The following is a 17,409-nucleotide window of genomic DNA, read 5'->3' on the forward strand; positions in this document are numbered from 1 at the left end:
AGGGGATGCTGACAGCGCTGGAAGTGCCGCCCCACAGCGGCGACCCCTACCTGTGGGCTGATTTTGTTGAGTTGCGTGCGCTAGTTCATCCCGATCGCTGCTATTCGCGTGGCGACCTGGTGGGGCTTGCAAGACGGGTGGAAGCCACGGCAGCCAATCGAAAGTTTGACGCTGAGGCGCGGTGGCGCGACCTCATCTCCTTCGCCGCCGCGCGCCGCATCGAATTCGGAGACGATGCCTATCCCTTCGCAGTAACACCAGACGAGGATACGCTTGAGCTGAGAGGGGAACCCGAAACGCCGCAACAGCGCTCCTACTTGCACTTGCTTTTGGCGTCGCTCCTGCGTCACATCGATGCGATTCGTCAGCGTAACGAACTCGCACGGTACTTTGAAGCATTGTCCCTCGAAGTTTTTCGGCACCTCATGCCTGAAGGTGCAGAGGTTCATGCGACAGGTGCGGGAGGGGGCGTGGGAGCCCGTTACACAGGCACGTTGCTAAATAAGATGTCCAATTTGGCTAAGGACATTCGTGCGGAAGCGCGCTTCCAGGCTCGCGACTTTAAGCGCAATGACAGCGGAGATGGTGGAATCGACCTAGTCGCATGGCACCCAATGGCAGATGCTCGCAAGGGAATTCCGGCTGCCCTCGCACAATGCGGCTGCTCGAAGGAGGATTGGCGATTCAAGCAGCTTGAGACCAGCTACGCCAAGATCGGTTGGAAGATGCCCATCATGCATCCGTGGGCCAGCTACTATTTCTTGCCCTTGGACTTTCGCCACGCGGATGGTGGTTGGGCCAATGAAAGCGACTTGGGCGGTGCAATCATCGTAGATCGACTGCGTTTACTGCGGATGGCGGACGCTCACCACCTCCATGCCCTCGCACCACGCTGGGCGCCACTCCAAACAGTCATGAAGTTGAGCTATGCTTAACTGCGGCAAATTTGTAGTTATTCTTCTGTCTTCTGTCTTCTGTCTTCTGTCTTCTGTCTTCGATCTCCGATTGCTGGATGCCAGCGTCGGTTGATTCAACAAATAGCGATGCGCTGCTGGACGCCTGAACTTCTGGCGGACGCACGCGTTCTCGCGTGATGACCAGATAGCCTCTTGCAACCGGATTAGCGAGATCGGCGGGATCGTCCAAGGCCTGGCTAGATACCCAGCAAGTCTCTGACCTTCGAGTCCAAAATGCTCAGATCGGGTCACATGCCCGTCGCTGCTTGCCCCAACCCGCGGAAATCCGCATGGACACCCTTACACCGGAGGCCAGGTCCCGCCTCATGAGCCAGATCCGCGGCAAGGACACCAAGCCCGAACTTGTCGTCAGGTCGATGCTCCACCGAATGGGATACCGGTTCCGGGTACACCGGAAAGATCTTCCTGGGCGTCCCGACATAGTCCTTCCAAGGCATAAAAAGGTGGTGCTGGTACAGGGATGCTTTTGGCATGGACATCTCTGCAAGATTGCTCCGGGGCCGAAATCCAACACAGCATATTGGGCTCCGAAGATCGGAGGGAACCGCGCCCGGGATGAGCGCAATCGAGCCGCGCTCATTGGTTTAGGCTGGGATGTCCTCGAACTGTGGGAGTGCGAGATCCGCGACCTGCAAAGAACAGAGCAGCGCCTGCGCGTGTTCTTGCGCACCAGCACAGCAGCAGCCGCTCAGCCGCAGCGATAGCCGCACAGCGACACAGCGCCCGCCGCTGCTCTCCTGAGTTCGCAGGACGTTCACCACAGTGGTGTAAAATGGTGCAATTGCTCTTCTGTTCGGGGGAAAGCCATGCGGACCCAGGCAAAACGCCATGACAGCGGCGCGCATGAGCGCACGGTCCGCGCTTCCATCAGTTTCCCGGAGGAGCAGTACGAAGTCCTGGAAAGGATTGCAGCGGAGAACAAGGTCTCTCTTGCCTGGGTCGTACGCGACGCGATCGATAGTTACTTGAGGTCCAGATGGCCCCTTCTCCCGCAAGGCACCGATGCCGAAGATGCGCAGCAGAGAAGTGAGAGATCGTGAAGAAGATTTTCGAGAAGAACGGCGAAAAGATCAGGGTGCTATCCCTGTTTTCGGGTTGCGGCGGCATGGACTTTGGCGTGGAAGCGGCAGGTGGCCACGTCATCTTCTCGAACGACATCCTCGCAGACGCGTGCAAGACGCTGGAGAAGTACTTCCCTGGCGCGGATATTCGCAACGCAGACATCTCCGGCATCCAAGCGTTTCCCGACGCCGACATCGTCGTGGGGGGCTACCCGTGCCAATCCTTCTCCATGGCGGGCAATCGGGACCCCGAGAAGGACGAACGCACGAACCTATACAAGCAGTTCCTGCGGGTAGTGGGCATTGTCCGCCCCAAGTACTTTGTCGCGGAGAACGTCTCCGGGCTCAAGGCGCTGAGCAGCGGCACGTTCTTGAAGGAGCAGCTCGCAGCATATGGCAAGGCCGGCTACAACGTCACGTACAAGGTCTTGAATGCTAAGGATTACGGCGTCCCGCAATCCCGCAAGCGGCTCTTCATCGTAGGCGTCAGGAAGGACCTGAACCAGGCCTTCGAGTTTCCGAAGCCTACCCACGGCCGAACGACGAAGGCGTCGGGTCCGCTCAAGCCCTACGCTTCCCATGGCGACGCCATCAAGGGCTTGCCGCTCTGGCCTGAAGGGGAGTTCTACGAACGCCCGCACGATCCAGAAGGCCACTTCTCCTGGTACTACATGTCTAGGAACCGCAAGGCCAAGTGGGCGGATCCAGCATTCACCGTCGTGGCCAACTGGAGACACATCACCCTGCATCCAGCAAGCCCGGTGATGACACTCACATGGTCGAACCTTGCGGATGGCTGGAAGCAGCGCTGGGATTTCTCCGACCAATACGAACACATCGAAGCTGATCCCAAGCGCCAGGTGTTGGAGACGCCGCGCAGGCTTTCCTGGCGCGAATGTGCGCGGATCCAGACCTTCGGAGCCCGCTTTACCCCAGTCGGCGACACGGAGTCCAAGTTCACCCAGATCGGGAATGCCGTGCCGCCGAAACTGGCCGCAGCCATATTTTCCCACTTGTTCTCCGGTGCCGGCCTCGTTGCGCTTGACGTACAAGCCGTCCGAAAGTCGCCTAGACCTCAAATGCACCCGGCCGGTGAGTTTGCACAAGGATTGCTGTGAGCAGCGCAACTACTTTGTCCCTCGTCAGCGCTGTCGTCTCCGCAGCTGAAATTTCCAAGAACGAAGCGCAGCTGCGGCACGAGCTAGAAAAAGCGCTTGAGCAGGCCTGCTCGGAACTATCCATTCCTTGGACACCGTTCCAGTTGGAGCGGGCCCTCAAGGCAAAGGGCAAGCCCACCAAGTTCGCCGACGTGGCGCACGGTGCCGTGATCATCGAGTACGAGCCACCCAAGTCGTTCGGCGGGCGCGCCGGGAGTAAGGCAAACCATGCGCGCCTCCAAGCTGAGGAATATGCGGAGCTGATCTCTGCAGAAGAAGGACGGGCACTCCAGGAATACGTCTTGGTCGCCTGGGACGGAGCCCACATCACCTTTGGCCGCTTCGATGGCGCTACCGCCACCTGGGAAAATGTCGTCGAGTTCGACAAGATTTCGGCGGACCGATTGCTCGCCGCACTAGAAAGCAACGGCCGTCCGCTTGTCCACCCCCAGCTCTTGCAGGCTCTGGTGGGGCCTGACTCGGAGTATGGGACGGCACTGATTCCAGAGCTCTACGCCAGCATCTGCAAGGCGGACGCATCCTCCTCCACCACGAAAACCAAGATGCTGTTTTCGGAGTGGCGCAGGCTGTTCAGCCAGGTCGTGGGCTTCCAGCCTGCGCACATGAAGAAGCTGCTCGCCCGGCAGGAGATCTCGCACGACCAGCCGTACCAAGACAACCCTGCGGCTTACCTATTCGCGCTCAATACGTACATCGCCATCATTGCCAAGCTCGTGGCTGCATGCGCACTGCCAAGGGCCAGCCAAGATGTGCTGGAGCCCGGTGTTCCGGTAGCAGAGCGGCTGCGTGCCGTCGAGACTGGCGAACTTTTCGAACACGCCGGCATCCTGAACATGCTGAGCGGAGACTTCTTCTCTTGGTACTTGGACGACAGCGATTGGCCCCGCTACCAGCCCCACCTCGGCGCAATTCTAGGACGGCTGGGCGGCGTCGACTTCGCCGTCTCCAAAAAGCACGCGGATACGACGCGAGACCTCTTCAAAGGTATGTACGAACGGTTCATTCCCAGGGAGGTCAGGCATGCCCTTGGTGAGTTCTACACTCCGGACTGGCTGGCAGAACACGGGATGGACTTACTGGAATGGCAGCCGACTGATTCGTTGATCGATCCCACCTGCGGATCGGGCACGTTCTTGCTCGAAGCCATCCGGCGCCGGCGCAAGGCTAACAGCGGCGCGACAGCCCAATCGCTGCTCGCAGGCATCCACGGAATCGACCTCAACCCTCTCGCCGTTCTCGCGGCCAAGGGGTCGCTTGCCGTCTTCCTTTCTCCCCACTTGGACCCGGCACATCCCATCCGCCTCCCGGTGTACTTGGCGGATGCCGTTTATCCAGCTGCCGTCGATCTCTTCTCGAACTACAGCCACGTTCTGCATACGGAAGTGGGCCCCCGGGCGTTCTCCGTCCCAGAGCAGATGATCGGGCATCCCGATTTCTTCCGGATCTTCTCTAAGGTGCGGATGCTGATCGATGCGGACTACCCCGTAGCGAAGATCTGCAGTTCGATCCTTCCCGACCTTCAAGGAATGGGGCTCGCTCCGTCTGACATTTCCATCGTCAGCGCGACGGTCGCCAACCTGGTCGAACTTCACGACCAAGGATGGAACGGCATCTGGTGTTCAATCTTGGCCGACCGCTTTGCAGCGGGGGCGATCCCACGGTCGTCGCACATCTGCGGGAACCCGCCATGGGTCAAATGGAGCAACCTGCCAAAGGACTACGCCCAGTCGATCCAGCAGCACTGCCGCGGGCTTGGCGTGTTCAGCACCGACAAGTGGGTAGGCGGCATCGAGTCCGATATCTCGACGGTGATCACCTACCAGGCCGTGAAGCACTACCTCGCCAATGACGGGCGCTTGGGCTTTTTCCTTCCTGGTTCGGTATTCACCACCGAGTCCAGCGCAGGCTTCAGGCGCTTCTCAATCGACAACGGCAGCTTGCCGTGCCGGGTCCTGCTGGTTGAGGACTACCAGGAGATCAGGCCGTTCGACGGCGTAAGCAACCATCCGACTTTCCTGATGCTGCAAAGGGATGCAGCCACTGTGTTCCCTGTTCCATACTACTCATGGACCGCGGACGAGAATGGCGACGCCAACCAGCGGACCTACGCTTCTGCGGATCAGTTCCGCAGCACTGCCAAGCGTATCGACGGAATTGCAGTGCCAGTACCTGGCGGAGATGGCACACGGCCGTGGCTCGTCGGGTCGGCACAGGACCAGGCAGTGTTCTCGAAGGTATTCGCGGCAGGAGCGAAGCCCGAATACAAGGCGCGGAAAGGCATTACGACGGACCGCAATGGCATCTTCTGGGTCCACGCCACTGGCGCAGTAGGCCCAGACTTGGTGACGGTGCGGAACGCGGCAGACATCGGCAAGACGAGGGGCATTCCCCATATCACTGCAACGGTGGAATCCGAGCATCTGTTTCCGTTGCTGCGCGGACGTGGTGTTGCGCCATTCAATGCGGTGCCTGAAGTGGATCTCCGCATCCTCGTCCCACAGCGGGGCATGCACGGCGACCCGAACCTGCCGGCTGATAGTCCGCACACGTTCAAGTTTCTCAACCGCTTCAAGAGCCACCTCGAGCAACGGTCGAGCCTAAAGAGATTCCAGAAGGGGCAGGAGTTCTATTCGCTTTGGAGCACCGGGCCTTACACGTTCGCCCCCTTCAAAGTGCTCTGGCGGGAAATGGGTAACACGTTCGCTGCAGCTTACATCGGAAGCGCTTCTATCGAACATGCGGGCGAAAAGACCGTGGTACCAGACCACAAGCTCTATTTCATCCCGGTCGAATCGGAGCCTGAGGCGGCTTACCTGACAGGCTTCCTGAACGCACCCACCATCGCCAAGGCAGTGTCTGCGTACGCGGCCCAGCTGAGCCTTGGCGCCAGCGTTGCGGAGTACCTCAATATCCCCAAGTTCGACGAGGCAGATGGGCAGATGGCCGCCATCGGCAGCATCGCGCGAGACCTGACAAGTAGCGCGGGCAACGTCCAGCCGGCTGACTTAGAGCAACTCGATCTGCGGGTGCGGCAACTGCTATCGATCTAACCGGAAGTGCGGCCGTACCCAGGCCAAGTCCTGGGCCGCCCCCCGCGCAGCCCATCGCCATCAGCCAGGGCGACCGCAGCCAGGAACCGCTGCAACGCTGCAAGGCTAGCCTGTCCGTTGCGAGTACCACTGCAAGGATTCTTCTGACGACGCCATGATGGCAAGGCGGCCCGTAGCCCTGGTGCATGCAACGTACAAATCATCCGCGCTAAGTGCTGGAATCCTGCCCGGAATATCGGCGTGCAGCAGAACGACATTCTTTCCCTCAAGGCCTTTGAACGACCTGATGGTGGAGAAATAGACAAAGCCGGGCTTCCCGATCAAGGCGATGTCTTCGGTCACTTCCAGTCCGTGGGCCCGCCTCGCTGAGCTCAAGCAGGAATTCTCCAGCCGAAACGGCGACAGGAAGATCGATCCGCCTTCAGGGCTCAGTTCATGTGCAGCCGCCCAGGCAGAAGCTGCCGCCGTTCCGCCCCATCCTTTTTTCACGAGCGGTGCGGCACCCAATGGAACACCAGGCATATGCACCACTGCAAGTTCGCAGCAGCCATTCGTGGCAGCGTTCACCAGTTGGGTATTGCGGCAGTTGTGGTACAGCCGGAAGGTGACCTCCGCACCGAGCGGCTCCTGCTTGGCCGCTTGGTAGACGTTCTGGCCCCAGTCGGCGAAGAAGAGCCATTGGCCGGATGGCGTCAGGAGCTCAAGCAATGCAAGGAGGCGAAGTTCTCCGAAGTCCTGACCCTCGTCCACGATGATCGCCTCAAACTTCGAAGACAACGGTAGTTCTGAGGCGACGTCCTGCACACGCGAGGGAAGTTCTTCTGTGAAAAAGCGCTCGCCAACCTGGTGTCCATCGGGTATCTCGGCAAGCTGGTAGAAAAGCCGGTCGACGGACGTGATCGCCGCTGACATTTCCGGGTTGGCTTGCCTCAAGTGTTCGGCGAGAGCCTTGTTGAAGCAGACGTACAGCGCACGCTTTCCCTCTTCGAGTAGCGCATCAAGTTTCCAGAGCGCGAGCAAAGTCTTCCCCGATCCTGCAGGACCAACGATGGCGACCCGCGGCAACTCGAAGGCCCCCCGCAATGCAGCGAACTGCTGCCTGGTCAGCTCATCAATATCGACGGTGTCGTCGTCGGCATCAAGCGGAACATCCCGCGGTGCGACGCGGAAGGACGCGTTCGACAAGATGGCGGCAACCCTACCCGCCATATCGGTGGTGAACTCGTTTCCCGCCCGCGGATGCATACGCGCCTCAAGTGCGCCCCTTATCCTCCGCATCAAGCGCGGCATGTCCTGGGACGAAACCACCGTGCTGGGGTCATAGAGCGCGGAAGAGCCCTCCACCTGGCCGTTGGGATAGGCAACGACATACGCAAACGCGCCCGGGAATCCTTGCCGTGGCAGGCGGTCGCACACGACCTTCGCCAGCGTGTGCATGTTCCTGCAAGCCTGCTCGGGCGGCGGCTCGTCGATAGGCACCTCGGCTCCGACTTTCCCTGTGCGGCGGTTGGTTTCCTGCCGGTACCAAATCCCGTCGTCTCCCACCCTGACGGACCGAGACCCCTTCACCTCCAGGATGACCATTCCAAGGCCAGGCACCAGCACCACGAAGTCGCACTGGCCGTCCCGCACCAAGCCATGGTCATTCTGCATCGCCCAAGCCACGTTGCACACCACTATCCAATCTTGAGGCAATTGGTTCGTGAGCAGCCGGCGCACCTCGCGCTCCCAGCGGTCGACGCTGTTCTGGCCAAGGATCTTCGGCATGTCAGGAATTCCTGTCGTCAGAGCGGAGCGCGATCAGTGGCAGGCTCGCGCAAGATCGGCGGTCGAGGTATAGGGAGCCGATCACTTTGACCCGCAAGCCAGCTCCCGCAAAGTTGGATATGTTCACCTTCGTCGGCTGGCCATTGACGTCCGCGAGCCAGACCCCTGGCTGGGCTGCCCAACCATCGCCGCCGGCTACCCTGGTCCAACCCCACCCTTCGTGGACCAGGACGCCACCTTCTTGCATACCTATCAGTTCTTGCATCCAGGGATCTATCAGAGCGGGGTCCGCACCGGCCCATCCTCCCGCTGTATCCGCACGGATGTCGACCTTCGGGAACAGCTCCAGATGGCCCCGCACCCACGCCATCCGCCGCGACAAGTTGAATGAATCGACTAGGTAGATGGCCGTCGCGCCAATTGTGCGGGCCCATGTGACGAGTTCAGGATTGATCGGCCCTGAGTCAGTAACGGCAGCCGCCCACAGCGGATGGCTCACCAAGTAGAGGATTGTTGATTCCTGTCCGGCCATGGCACCCATGGCCGTCCAGCCGTGGACGCCCCCGGGCCCATGCTTCCGTGCTGACTTGCCCTTTTCATAAGCGGAGCAATAAATGTCAGCCAACCCCGATGCCTGGGTGCTCCAGCTAGGTAGTTCTACGCCCCAATCTTCAAAGAACCGGTCTCGGCCAGGCACAAAGCCAGGATCGTGCATGACACGCAGCAGCTCAAGCCCCAGGCGCCACTCAATCAGCCCATGGAGCTGCCTGTTCCGGAATCCTCGAAGCAGGATGTCTGGTGAGCGCCATACCTGTCCGCCTTCAGCTGCCCGCCGGCATTCCTCCCGAACCATCGAGCCAAGCCTTGCATGGTTCCCAGAGGCGTCAATGCAACCGGCCAACAAGGCTGACCAGTTGCGATTGGCCCAATCGACCAGCCCTGCGCCGTTCGGGTGGTCGTCTGCGAGATACAACTCGGCGCCGGACACACTGCTTTCCTCGATGTACCTGTGGACGGACGCGATCTCGATATCGAGGGAGTCGACGTCGAGTTCCAGCGCAATCGAGCGCTGCAAGATGGTCGCCGCTGAATACCAAGCCGCGCGCCTAGAGCAAAGTTCTTTCGCCTCGTCGAAGAATGCCAACCCACGTTCATCGAGAAGCCTGATGCTTAGCACGTCTGTGGTCTTGGGAGACGTAATGCATGCTGAAATGCCTGGATCATCATCTGTGGCCTTCCAGACCTCACCGTTCAGCCATTGCCGCCCCCTTTGCTGGAGAAGTGCCGCATCTTGGCGGAATCCAAACGGTTTGCCGCCTGGCCCTTGCGCGATCCGATAGACCCGCCCCTGGTGGTCTAGGGCCAGGAAAGCGCTGCCGACCTTGCGTGGCTGAGTCGCCCGCAGCGAAGGCGATGCTACAAACGACCTCGGGCCTCCGTTACGCGATGATTCAGTAGGCCTGACGGGCTTCTCGATGTCGAAGTCGGTGACAAAGCCGTTTGGGGCAACCGCCAGGCACAGGCGTGCGGCAACGCCGCAACGGGGACAGGGCTGCGACGGCGGATTCTTAATCCAGGAATCGTCCCAGCCCTGCAGGGGCTTCGTCGGCCGCAGCGTTGCCGGATCGGCAGGGTATACGGTGAAGTTGCGGCATCCTTCGCAGAAGAGCTGCCAATATGCGTTCCCTATTGGCCTGTCGATGGTCTCCCACTTATTGCTGCGGTCATGTGCGACGGACCCAGCAAGGCCAATGGGCGACAGGAGCCGCTTGTCCCAGACTCGTTCCGAGCCTGGCGCGAAATCGGTGATGGCATGGTCGAGGGTCCGGTCAAGAACCTTCGGCTCGCGCGATTGGCCAGCAGGCTCGGGCGGGAGGTGGAAATACAAGTTGCGTACGGAGGTCGGCATGCCGTACATCGGCAGCACACCCGCTTCGGCTAGCGCAGTAGCAAGCCCCCGGCTCGGATCAGGGTCTGAGCTTGCCACTTCCGCAAGGCGCGTAGGCAACTTCCTGGCTTCATCGGCAAGCCGGCCAGGATCGATGCTCGTGCCTCTCGATACAACCTGCGCGATGCTGGAAAGCTGTGCGCCTTGGTCCAGGAACCACTGCTCCACCAAGCCTCTACGTTGGTCGCAATAGTCGCGGACAAGCCCCATTTCGCCGTGCGTATCGACCGGCTTACCCGAATCGTGCCAAGTACAGCCCGCCGATCGGAATGCCCGGCGAAGACCCTCTTTAGCAACCAGGCGTTCAGCCAGTATCCGCTGGTCGTCAGTGGCCGACACGGTCGGCTGGGGCGGAATCCCTCCCGTCATTTCATCGGGATGGTCGAAGTGGATCCGGTCATGGGTCTGTCCGCGGCAGTAGGTAAGGACTACCGAGAAGGCTTGCCCTTTACGGCCAGCACGGCCTGCGCGCTGCTGGTAATTGAAGCGCTCTGGCGGCATGTTGGCTTGGAACACTGACTGGAGCGCACCGATGTCTACGCCAACCTCCATGGTCGTGGTCACGGATAGCAAGTCGATTGCATCGACTTCGGGTACCACTCCACGCAGCACGACATCCTCGATGCTTTCTCCGGCAAAAAAGACGTCGCGGAAGTGCCGTTGGCGCTGGGCCTGGTCGCTTGTCTGTCCGGTCAGTTCCTCGGCATGGATCCGGAATCCCGATCCGCTCTTGGCCGCGAGGTGCGCGTAGTAATGTTCCCGCTCGATATCTGCTGCGGAGCACTGGCCGTTCGGGGCCGCAGGCAGGTCCGCCGTGCAGCGCGAACAGACTCCTCCTGAAGGCTGCCAGTGGACCTGCCCGCAACGGTCGCATATCCAGGGCCGGACATCGCGTGGCGCGACCTTCACCCAAAGAGAAGAGAGGGACACGATGCCCCAGGCATCGCTACTGCCATGGCCAGCCGTAGCCAAGGCATCCCGCACACCATCCCTGAGCCCTTGCCAGTCAACACCGTGCCTGCGCGCGCAAGCGGCTAGGTACTTTGCGATTCGCGCTTTGTCCGTGCCCTCCTGGGGAATGCCACGCGGCTGGTCCCGGGTCCAAGGGTCTGGCGGCCAGTCTCCTTGGGCGGGATTCGTGCGCCTCTGTTCAGTGAGGATGCGAATGACGCCCTCGCAGATCCCGCGGAAAGCCCGTTCATCAACCCCATGGTGCTGAAGCTTGTCGGCCGTGGGTGGCAGGCAAAGGTTGCCTACTCCTTGCGCTTCAAGGTCGTAGAGCAGCCGTCCGGAAATAGCCCGCCAAGACTGCCGGCGCAACGCATCGCCGAACTGCTCAAGCTTGTCTGCTTTCGCTTGCGGAAAATCAGTTGCCGAAAGCTTGGGACTGCCGGTTGGAGAACCGAAGTCGAGCAATGATGTCCAATCCTCGGATTCCCCGACGCGCTTGGAATCGACCCCCGGTCCCGCTGGATTGACGCCCAGGCCTGCAAAGTACTCCCATAAGGGAGGGAGCGTATGCTTGGCGGGATTCGGACTGGAAAGGAACTCGTCAAAACGTACGAACCCCGGCTTCCAGTGATGCAGGCGGCTGACATTCGCTTTCGCTTCGTCCGTAGCGAGCTCCGGCTCATCTTGCACGGCTTTGGCGTCTTGCCAGAACGCTGCGAGGACCTGGAATTGGGCTGGCGAAAGCAAATCTTTGCTGGCTCGCAGGAGAGCTTGTCCTTTGGGTGCGTCGCCTCCAATCAAGGCATCGAGAAGCTGCCGCTTGATAGGTTCGATGCCTCCTGCCGCCCTCTGCCGGATTTCGCGCAGCACAGCGACTCGCAATAGGTGTTCCCATTGCTCGGATTCCACACCGTTGGCCAACCTAGCTGCTGACTGGCGGCTGTCAGAAAAAGCGACCAGCTTCCTGCCACCGCCAACGGGCATGACGCCCATGAGATGCTTCGTCAGCAAAAGGGATGTCTGGTTTAAGCCCGTCGCAAACGATCGGATTGGCGCTGGCCTACCGCCCTTTCGCACGGAGTAGTCGATCTTGCAGGACGGGCAACGCTGCGGCATCGCAGGCAGTAGGTCGCCGGATGCGTCCAGGCGGAACCAAAGGCATGGAACTTCGTCGCCTGCTGGGTCTTTTCCCACTTCTACGATGCCCGTCGACGGATCGAGGCAAGCGCGCCGCCAGCTCGCTGGGGCCGTGTGCAAAGGCCGCCGGGTGGTTTCATGGCGCTCTTCCGATCCCTGCGTCCACTTTAGGTCGGATGGATCGGACATCCCCTCCCAGTCGCCAGGCAGCAGGTGCACCACGCCCAGCTTGTCGTAGCGTTGTGCGTCGGTTCTCGTCTGGGGCGTCGACTCAGGCAAGCCTTCGATTGCTGGAGGCATCGGCGCAAGCTCGTACCGGTCAATGCTGCCGGGAATAGATGCCGAAGTCCTATAGCCTGCAAGTAACTGCGTTCCGCAGCATTCGCAATACAGCACTTCGAGGGCCCGTTTGCCCTCGACATCCATCCGCGCCTCGGCCAGCAAGCGGCCAACCCTCCTGCGGCGGTCTTGCCCTACGTGATGAGCTGTGGCCCACAGCCCATCGATGTTCTTGACCATCCAGTGGAACCGTATCCTTGGCAGAGGCAGCGGCGGCTGGACCTTTTCTTCTAATACGAGCTGTGCTGCTTTCCCCGCGGCCAAAAACAACCCACGTGCCGCGTGGCCAACCTCTGGCGGAGCCATGCGGGGGAACAGCTTATACAAGAGGCTGGGAAGCGATGCAGCCCGGTGTCGGCCACGCCCCGCATCCTCGCTCCAAAATGAGTCGGCGAGACGCCTCGCTGGACTGCCGCCACTGATGTCCAAAACAAACCCGTGCCCAAGAGCATCTGTAGGCTTTGCGGCATCGGCTTGCCGGCCAGCCTCCACGCAATCGTTCGCAAAGGAAGGCGGGATTTCGATGGCGCCGTCAGGATGCCCGTTTACGCTGACGCCTCCCTCTACATGGAAGCGGGCGCGCGCCATCCCTGCATCCATCCCGAAAAACTCCCCCAGGAACTTGTACGTGTTCTCTGACCCAGCATCCAGCGAAGCACTGGAGGCCAGGATTTGCAGTTGCTTGCTTCCAGGCTCCAGGCCGAGGCGTTCGAGCAATAGCCGGAGCAAGTATCCGACCTCGGTCCCGGCCGCGCCCCGGTACAGGTGTAGTTCGTCAAGAACCAGCTGGAAAACGTGGTTCTCCCGATCTTCCGCAAGCCAGCCGCGCGTGCTCTCGAAAATGTCTGCATCGGCTCGGTCACCAGCAATTGCCGGGCTAGGTTGGCGCATGAGCATGATGGAAAGCATGCTCACGTTGGTGATCAGCAGGTCAGGAGGCGCTGTCTGCATTTCCCAGCGGTGGAACATCTCCGCTGAGCCAGGAGACATCCTAGGAACGAACGATGCCTGCTCCTCCAGCTTGCGAAGCTGCCGCTTGGCTTCATCGACGTCGCCGCCCTTCTCTTCCACCGAGCTGAGATTGTCCTTTGCTGCCCGAGTCGCAACGACCAGCTTTTGGTATTGGTCGATGGCTTGCTTTAGGGCTACCTTGAGTTCGTCATGCTTAGGCTTATTCAGCTCCCGCAGGCCCTCAATATCCAGCCTCCATGGATGGCCAGGCACGGGGGTGGTGCCGTTGTAGCGGCCAAACCGTACGCGGTTAGAGCCCCAGTGCCTGTCAAGCGCATCATGCGCAGCATCGGAGTCGAGGGCACGCCGCAGGCGGGACATTTGGTCCTCCACCAAAGCGTTCATCGGGTACAGGAGCAGCGCCCTGACTGCAGGCTTGCGCAGTTCACCACGCGCAGCCGCCCGGGCGAAATGCCAAGCAGGCGCATTTTTCCAGTAAGGCGGCAACTCCGAAGAAGGCGCAGCAGGGGCCCACCCGCCAGAGGATCGCAGCGCTTCCCTTGCAATGGACGCGAATACCGGCAGCAGGAACGATTCCGTCTTACCAGAACCCGTTCCAGTGACGACCACGCAGTGTTTGCCTTGCATGGCGGCTTGGAGCATCCGCTGCTGGTGCACGTACAAATCCGCCCCAGCGGGCATTAACCCTGAACCAGCCAATGCGATAAATCCACGCCTCGCCGGCTCGTCCATGCCAGGTAAGTCCGTACCGTCTAGCTCTCCAAGCTTCTTGGCGGTGGCATAGGAAGGCAAGAGTTCGAGGTACGGCTCCTGGAATAGGACACCCGGCGTATCGAGTAGCGCTTCCCGGTCGGCCTCGAAGGAAGGCGAGTCAGTCCCGAATGCCGAGCGGATGTAGCGCTTCAGATGCCCCTTGAGCTGTTCCCAGGAACCGATTGGATCTTCGCCTATGGTTTCTTCCACTTTTCCCTGTCTCCTACACCGTCATAGTTTCCAAGCCATTGGCCGCGCCTACGGATGCGAATGGCTTTAGGTTGCACGCAAGTAGTCCAGCGATTTGGCGCGCCGTATCGGCTGGAACCCAGCTGTAGCGAAGCCAATAGCCCGGAACGAATTCCCCGTACACGGGACTGGCAGTTCCCACCACCCGTCCGGAACGATGGTCTATAAGGCGCAGCCCGTCGCCGACTCGGCCGCCGGGGGAAAGGAAGAGGACCTCGGGTCCTCTTCCTGAACAAAGTGCCAAGGCCCGCTCCAGCACAGCGGGCGGTCGTAGCCGCGCAGGTATCCATATGTCACGTGTTGCCGGTTCGTAGTGGAGCGGCCAAGGAAATGCGTCGATGCGGCCGTGCCTGTCCTTAAGCATTTCCGCAAAGGCCAACTGCGAGATCCACACGCCCCAGCGAGAATCGTGCACATGTGAATACCTGGAAGCTCCGTCGGCGCGGCGTACCCCCAGGACGTAGAGCTGCAGGGCGGTGGCCTGCGGGTCATCAAAGCGGAACAGCTGCGCGCCAGACTCCCGATCGACGACCATGTGCGGCTCACTGGCCGGAATAAACCGCGCCGAGTCCGGCTTCAGGCGGTGGAGGTGCCCCAGTTCAGCAGCAACCGACTCGGCCCCTCCCGATACTGCGGCCTCCCTCGCTTGCCTCAGGGATCCAGCCCAATAGGCCACGTCGCGTGCAGGACTGCACGCGAACTGGAAACCCAGGGTGCTGCATGCATCCTCAACTGCGTCAGCGTCAATTGCAGCCAAGCGCATCGCCGGCAAGTGGTCCGCGGAGCCGCCGTGGACACAGGGAAGGAAGTCTGCAATGCCCTGGAGCGCCGACCACTGCGCGAGCCGCAGGGTTCCGGCTACTCCGAATAGTGGCAGCCCATCTTGCTTGGCAGGCAATCCATAAAGCGTGGGAACTGCGCTATGGATACGGACAAAATGGCCCTTCCCATCGGTCTCAATTTCAAAGCAACCTCTTGCCCGGAGGTCCATCAGCAAGGAAATGGGATTGGCGCCGCAGGAGAGCCTTGAGAGCTGGTCCCTGGCCGCACCGTACGACATCGATCCGCGCGATGCCAGTGTGTTTAGGAATTGGGCAGCCCCCGAATCTGTGATGGATGCTTCTGTGCCGTCGATCAAGGCAGCAGCCTCCAGCATTTCGTCGTCGTACCAGCCGTCTGCAGGCAGATCTTGGCGCGAGCCTCCTATCCTGGCTCCACGCAGCCCTCCAAGGTCAGATCGAGGGAATCCAAGGAGGCCGAGTGAGAAATCCCGCATCTCGCCACGGCCTTCTCCATCTGGGTCGGCCACCCGCACCCCAACCGTCGCCAGTTCGGTCCCGTTCGACACGACCTTGATATCAAAGCTGCTGCGGCCGCCGTCAAGCGCTTCGATCACGAAGCGCCTGATTCCGGATCGTTCAGCACCAAGGGGACGTTGCGCGACTTCCGAAACCCGTAGTCCGGTAGCTTTAAGTAGCGAGCCGGGAGGGCCTTCAACTTCGATGTCGGGCAGGTCGTACGCAGCAAACAAGCGTGCACCGCCACGCAGCAGCCGGCTTCCACCCACAAGCCGGAGCTTAGCGGGCGGCACGTCGGTCGCTTCGGGAGCATCGGTCAAATGCTGCCTATGTTCTGCATCGAGAGTTTCGGCTCTATGGATGCAGGCCATCCGCCAGCCCTCTGGCAGCCCGCGTGGTGGCATAGGCTCGAAGGAAATCCTTTGTCGCTGCAGCCAGGATTCGGTCCTAGTCCAATCGGCCGGACTGCAAACCACATAGAAAGCGCCATAAAGCGGGATTTCGCGCTCTATGAGCTGCTGCCCGAACCTGGGATCGATAGAGTTCCAAGCCAGTATCCGGCGGGCCGCATGGCCGATCTGTTCTCTGCGGCATTGGTCGCCCCATGTTCCGTCGCCTTCGTCTTCGAACCGGATATCCACGTCGATACGCGCCGAGGACGAAGCGGAGAGGGCTGCTGCAGATTGGCGGACTGCAGAATCCGACAGATCCGTTTGAAAGCTGGCACTCGGGCGGTGGAGTAAAGCAGGCTGGCGTTGGCCCGCGATTTCAAAGGTACAGCTGGGCGCATCGACGATCGCTGGAAATTTCCAGAGGACGTTCCACCCGTTTGCGACTTCGTCGGAAGGCGACAAAACGAGGGTAACGGCCGCACCCGCCTCGCCTTGCTCCATGGCCGGCAGCCCGGCATAGCGTCTCTCGGTATCCACGTGCCCAGTCTTTGGTGGGCTTCCATTCCAGGATCCGAGAAGTTTTCTGAGCAGGGCTGCGAGGGGTGCCGCGTACTCGCTCCTCGCCATCGCAGAGCGAAGCGCGCTCGTCAGGAAGAGAGCGTCGCTACCACGCTCGAGCAGGGCTGCGAGGGTTGAGTCCAGCAGATTCTGGCCCGGCCGGAGCCTGAGCTCCCAGAAGAGCCTGTGAAGGTTCCGCTCGTCGTGTCGGCTGATCAGGCACTGGGAGCGCGGAATTCCGACAAAGCGGTGCTCCCCTAGAACTCGGCAGTAGAAATTTCCGAATCGGCCAGCGCACTCGGTGGTCGACCATGCTTCAAGATCCTCCCATGCTTTGGCCATGGCGTCGGTAACCTTCGGCCCGCTTCTGAACGGGCGGCCAAGCAACTCCTCAACTGAAGCGTAGAAACCTCCTTCCAGCTGCTCACCGGAGGCTGCTAGCACCCACAAGGCGAGGATGGGAAGGTATGCAGGTGCCTTCGCGCCGGCATACCCAGGATTCGATGCTCCAGGATCTTGGTAGGAAGGCGAACGTAGGGTCTCCCGACGCTGCTGGACCAGGATACGGGCTGCGTCCGAGCAATTAGCAAGGCCACCTGGTAGCCAAGGGGCCCCGGATGCGACAGCGTCAACCAGGCCTTGGGCGCCGCCGAGGTGCAAGGCGAACGAGTCTAGTTCTGCGCGCGTCGCACGAATCCACACGTCCTCGTTTTCGGATGCTGGCGAAAAGAACTCCTTCAGCAGCAGTTCGTTCCAGGCGATGAACCGGGACATCGGTC

General features: G+C 60.7%; 9 protein-coding genes. 5 read left to right on the top strand and 4 right to left on the bottom strand.

Going from position 1 to position 17,409, the window contains the following annotated elements:
- Positions 1–5: 5 nt before the first annotated feature.
- Positions 6–935: a hypothetical protein gene (locus AC3A6X_RS34405; protein WP_487846372.1), complete on the top strand. Its 930-nt coding sequence runs from the start codon at positions 6–8 to the stop codon at positions 933–935.
- On the opposite strand, the gene AC3A6X_RS34410 is transcribed toward AC3A6X_RS34405, so the two are convergent.
- On the bottom strand, positions 913–1,146 hold the full coding sequence (locus AC3A6X_RS34410) for a hypothetical protein (protein WP_487846373.1): 234 nt from the start codon (positions 1,144–1,146) through the stop codon (positions 913–915). The genes AC3A6X_RS34405 and AC3A6X_RS34410 overlap by 23 nt on opposite strands.
- A 100-nt stretch (positions 1,147–1,246) precedes the next feature.
- On the opposite strand from AC3A6X_RS34410, the gene AC3A6X_RS34415 reads away from it, so the two are divergent.
- The 4 genes from AC3A6X_RS34415 to AC3A6X_RS34430 all read left to right on the top strand — a co-directional run bounded on the left by AC3A6X_RS34415 (position 1,247) and on the right by AC3A6X_RS34430 (position 6,266).
- A complete protein-coding gene (locus AC3A6X_RS34415) occupies positions 1,247–1,681 on the top strand; it encodes a very short patch repair endonuclease (protein WP_487846374.1) in 435 nt (144 codons plus the stop codon).
- Positions 1,682–1,783: 102 nt separating this feature from the next.
- Positions 1,784–2,017, top strand: coding sequence for a ribbon-helix-helix protein, CopG family (locus AC3A6X_RS34420; RefSeq protein WP_487846375.1), 234 nt, complete (start codon positions 1,784–1,786; stop codon positions 2,015–2,017).
- The gene (locus AC3A6X_RS34425; protein WP_487846376.1) at positions 2,014–3,156 is read left to right on the top strand and encodes a DNA cytosine methyltransferase; all 1,143 of its coding nucleotides are present in this window, start codon (positions 2,014–2,016) and stop codon (positions 3,154–3,156) included. The genes AC3A6X_RS34420 and AC3A6X_RS34425 overlap by 4 nt, the downstream gene beginning before the upstream one ends.
- Positions 3,153–6,266: an N-6 DNA methylase gene (locus tag AC3A6X_RS34430; RefSeq protein ID WP_487846377.1), complete on the top strand. Its 3,114-nt coding sequence runs from the start codon at positions 3,153–3,155 to the stop codon at positions 6,264–6,266. The genes AC3A6X_RS34425 and AC3A6X_RS34430 overlap by 4 nt, the downstream gene beginning before the upstream one ends.
- A gap of 105 nt (positions 6,267–6,371) precedes the next feature.
- Here the strand turns inward: AC3A6X_RS34430 and AC3A6X_RS34435 are convergent, their stop codons facing one another.
- The 3 genes from AC3A6X_RS34435 to AC3A6X_RS34445 are packed head-to-tail and all read right to left on the bottom strand — an operon-like array spanning position 6,372 to position 17,404.
- Positions 6,372–8,033: a nuclease-related domain-containing DEAD/DEAH box helicase gene (locus tag AC3A6X_RS34435; protein ID WP_487846378.1), complete on the bottom strand. Its 1,662-nt coding sequence runs from the start codon at positions 8,031–8,033 to the stop codon at positions 6,372–6,374.
- Between the two features lies 1 nt (position 8,034).
- On the bottom strand, positions 8,035–14,343 hold the full coding sequence (locus tag AC3A6X_RS34440; RefSeq protein ID WP_487846379.1) for a DEAD/DEAH box helicase: 6,309 nt from the start codon (positions 14,341–14,343) through the stop codon (positions 8,035–8,037).
- 13 nt (positions 14,344–14,356) lie between these two features.
- Positions 14,357–17,404, bottom strand: coding sequence for a hypothetical protein (locus AC3A6X_RS34445; protein ID WP_487846380.1), 3,048 nt, complete (start codon positions 17,402–17,404; stop codon positions 14,357–14,359).
- Between the last annotated feature and the right edge of the window lie 5 nt (positions 17,405–17,409).

The sequence above is a fragment of the Variovorax sp. Soil_C_12 genome (assembly GCF_057657375.1).

Coding starts and splice junctions, on each gene's coding strand:
- AC3A6X_RS34405 (WP_487846372.1), top strand. CDS start 6: ATGCTGACAGCGCTGGAAGTGCCGCCCCACAGCGGCGACCCCTACCTG.
- AC3A6X_RS34415 (WP_487846374.1), top strand. CDS start 1,247: ATGGACACCCTTACACCGGAGGCCAGGTCCCGCCTCATGAGCCAGATC.
- AC3A6X_RS34420 (WP_487846375.1), top strand. CDS start 1,784: ATGCGGACCCAGGCAAAACGCCATGACAGCGGCGCGCATGAGCGCACG.
- AC3A6X_RS34435 (WP_487846378.1), bottom strand. CDS start 8,033: ATGCCGAAGATCCTTGGCCAGAACAGCGTCGACCGCTGGGAGCGCGAG.
- AC3A6X_RS34445 (WP_487846380.1), bottom strand. CDS start 17,404: ATGTCCCGGTTCATCGCCTGGAACGAACTGCTGCTGAAGGAGTTCTTT.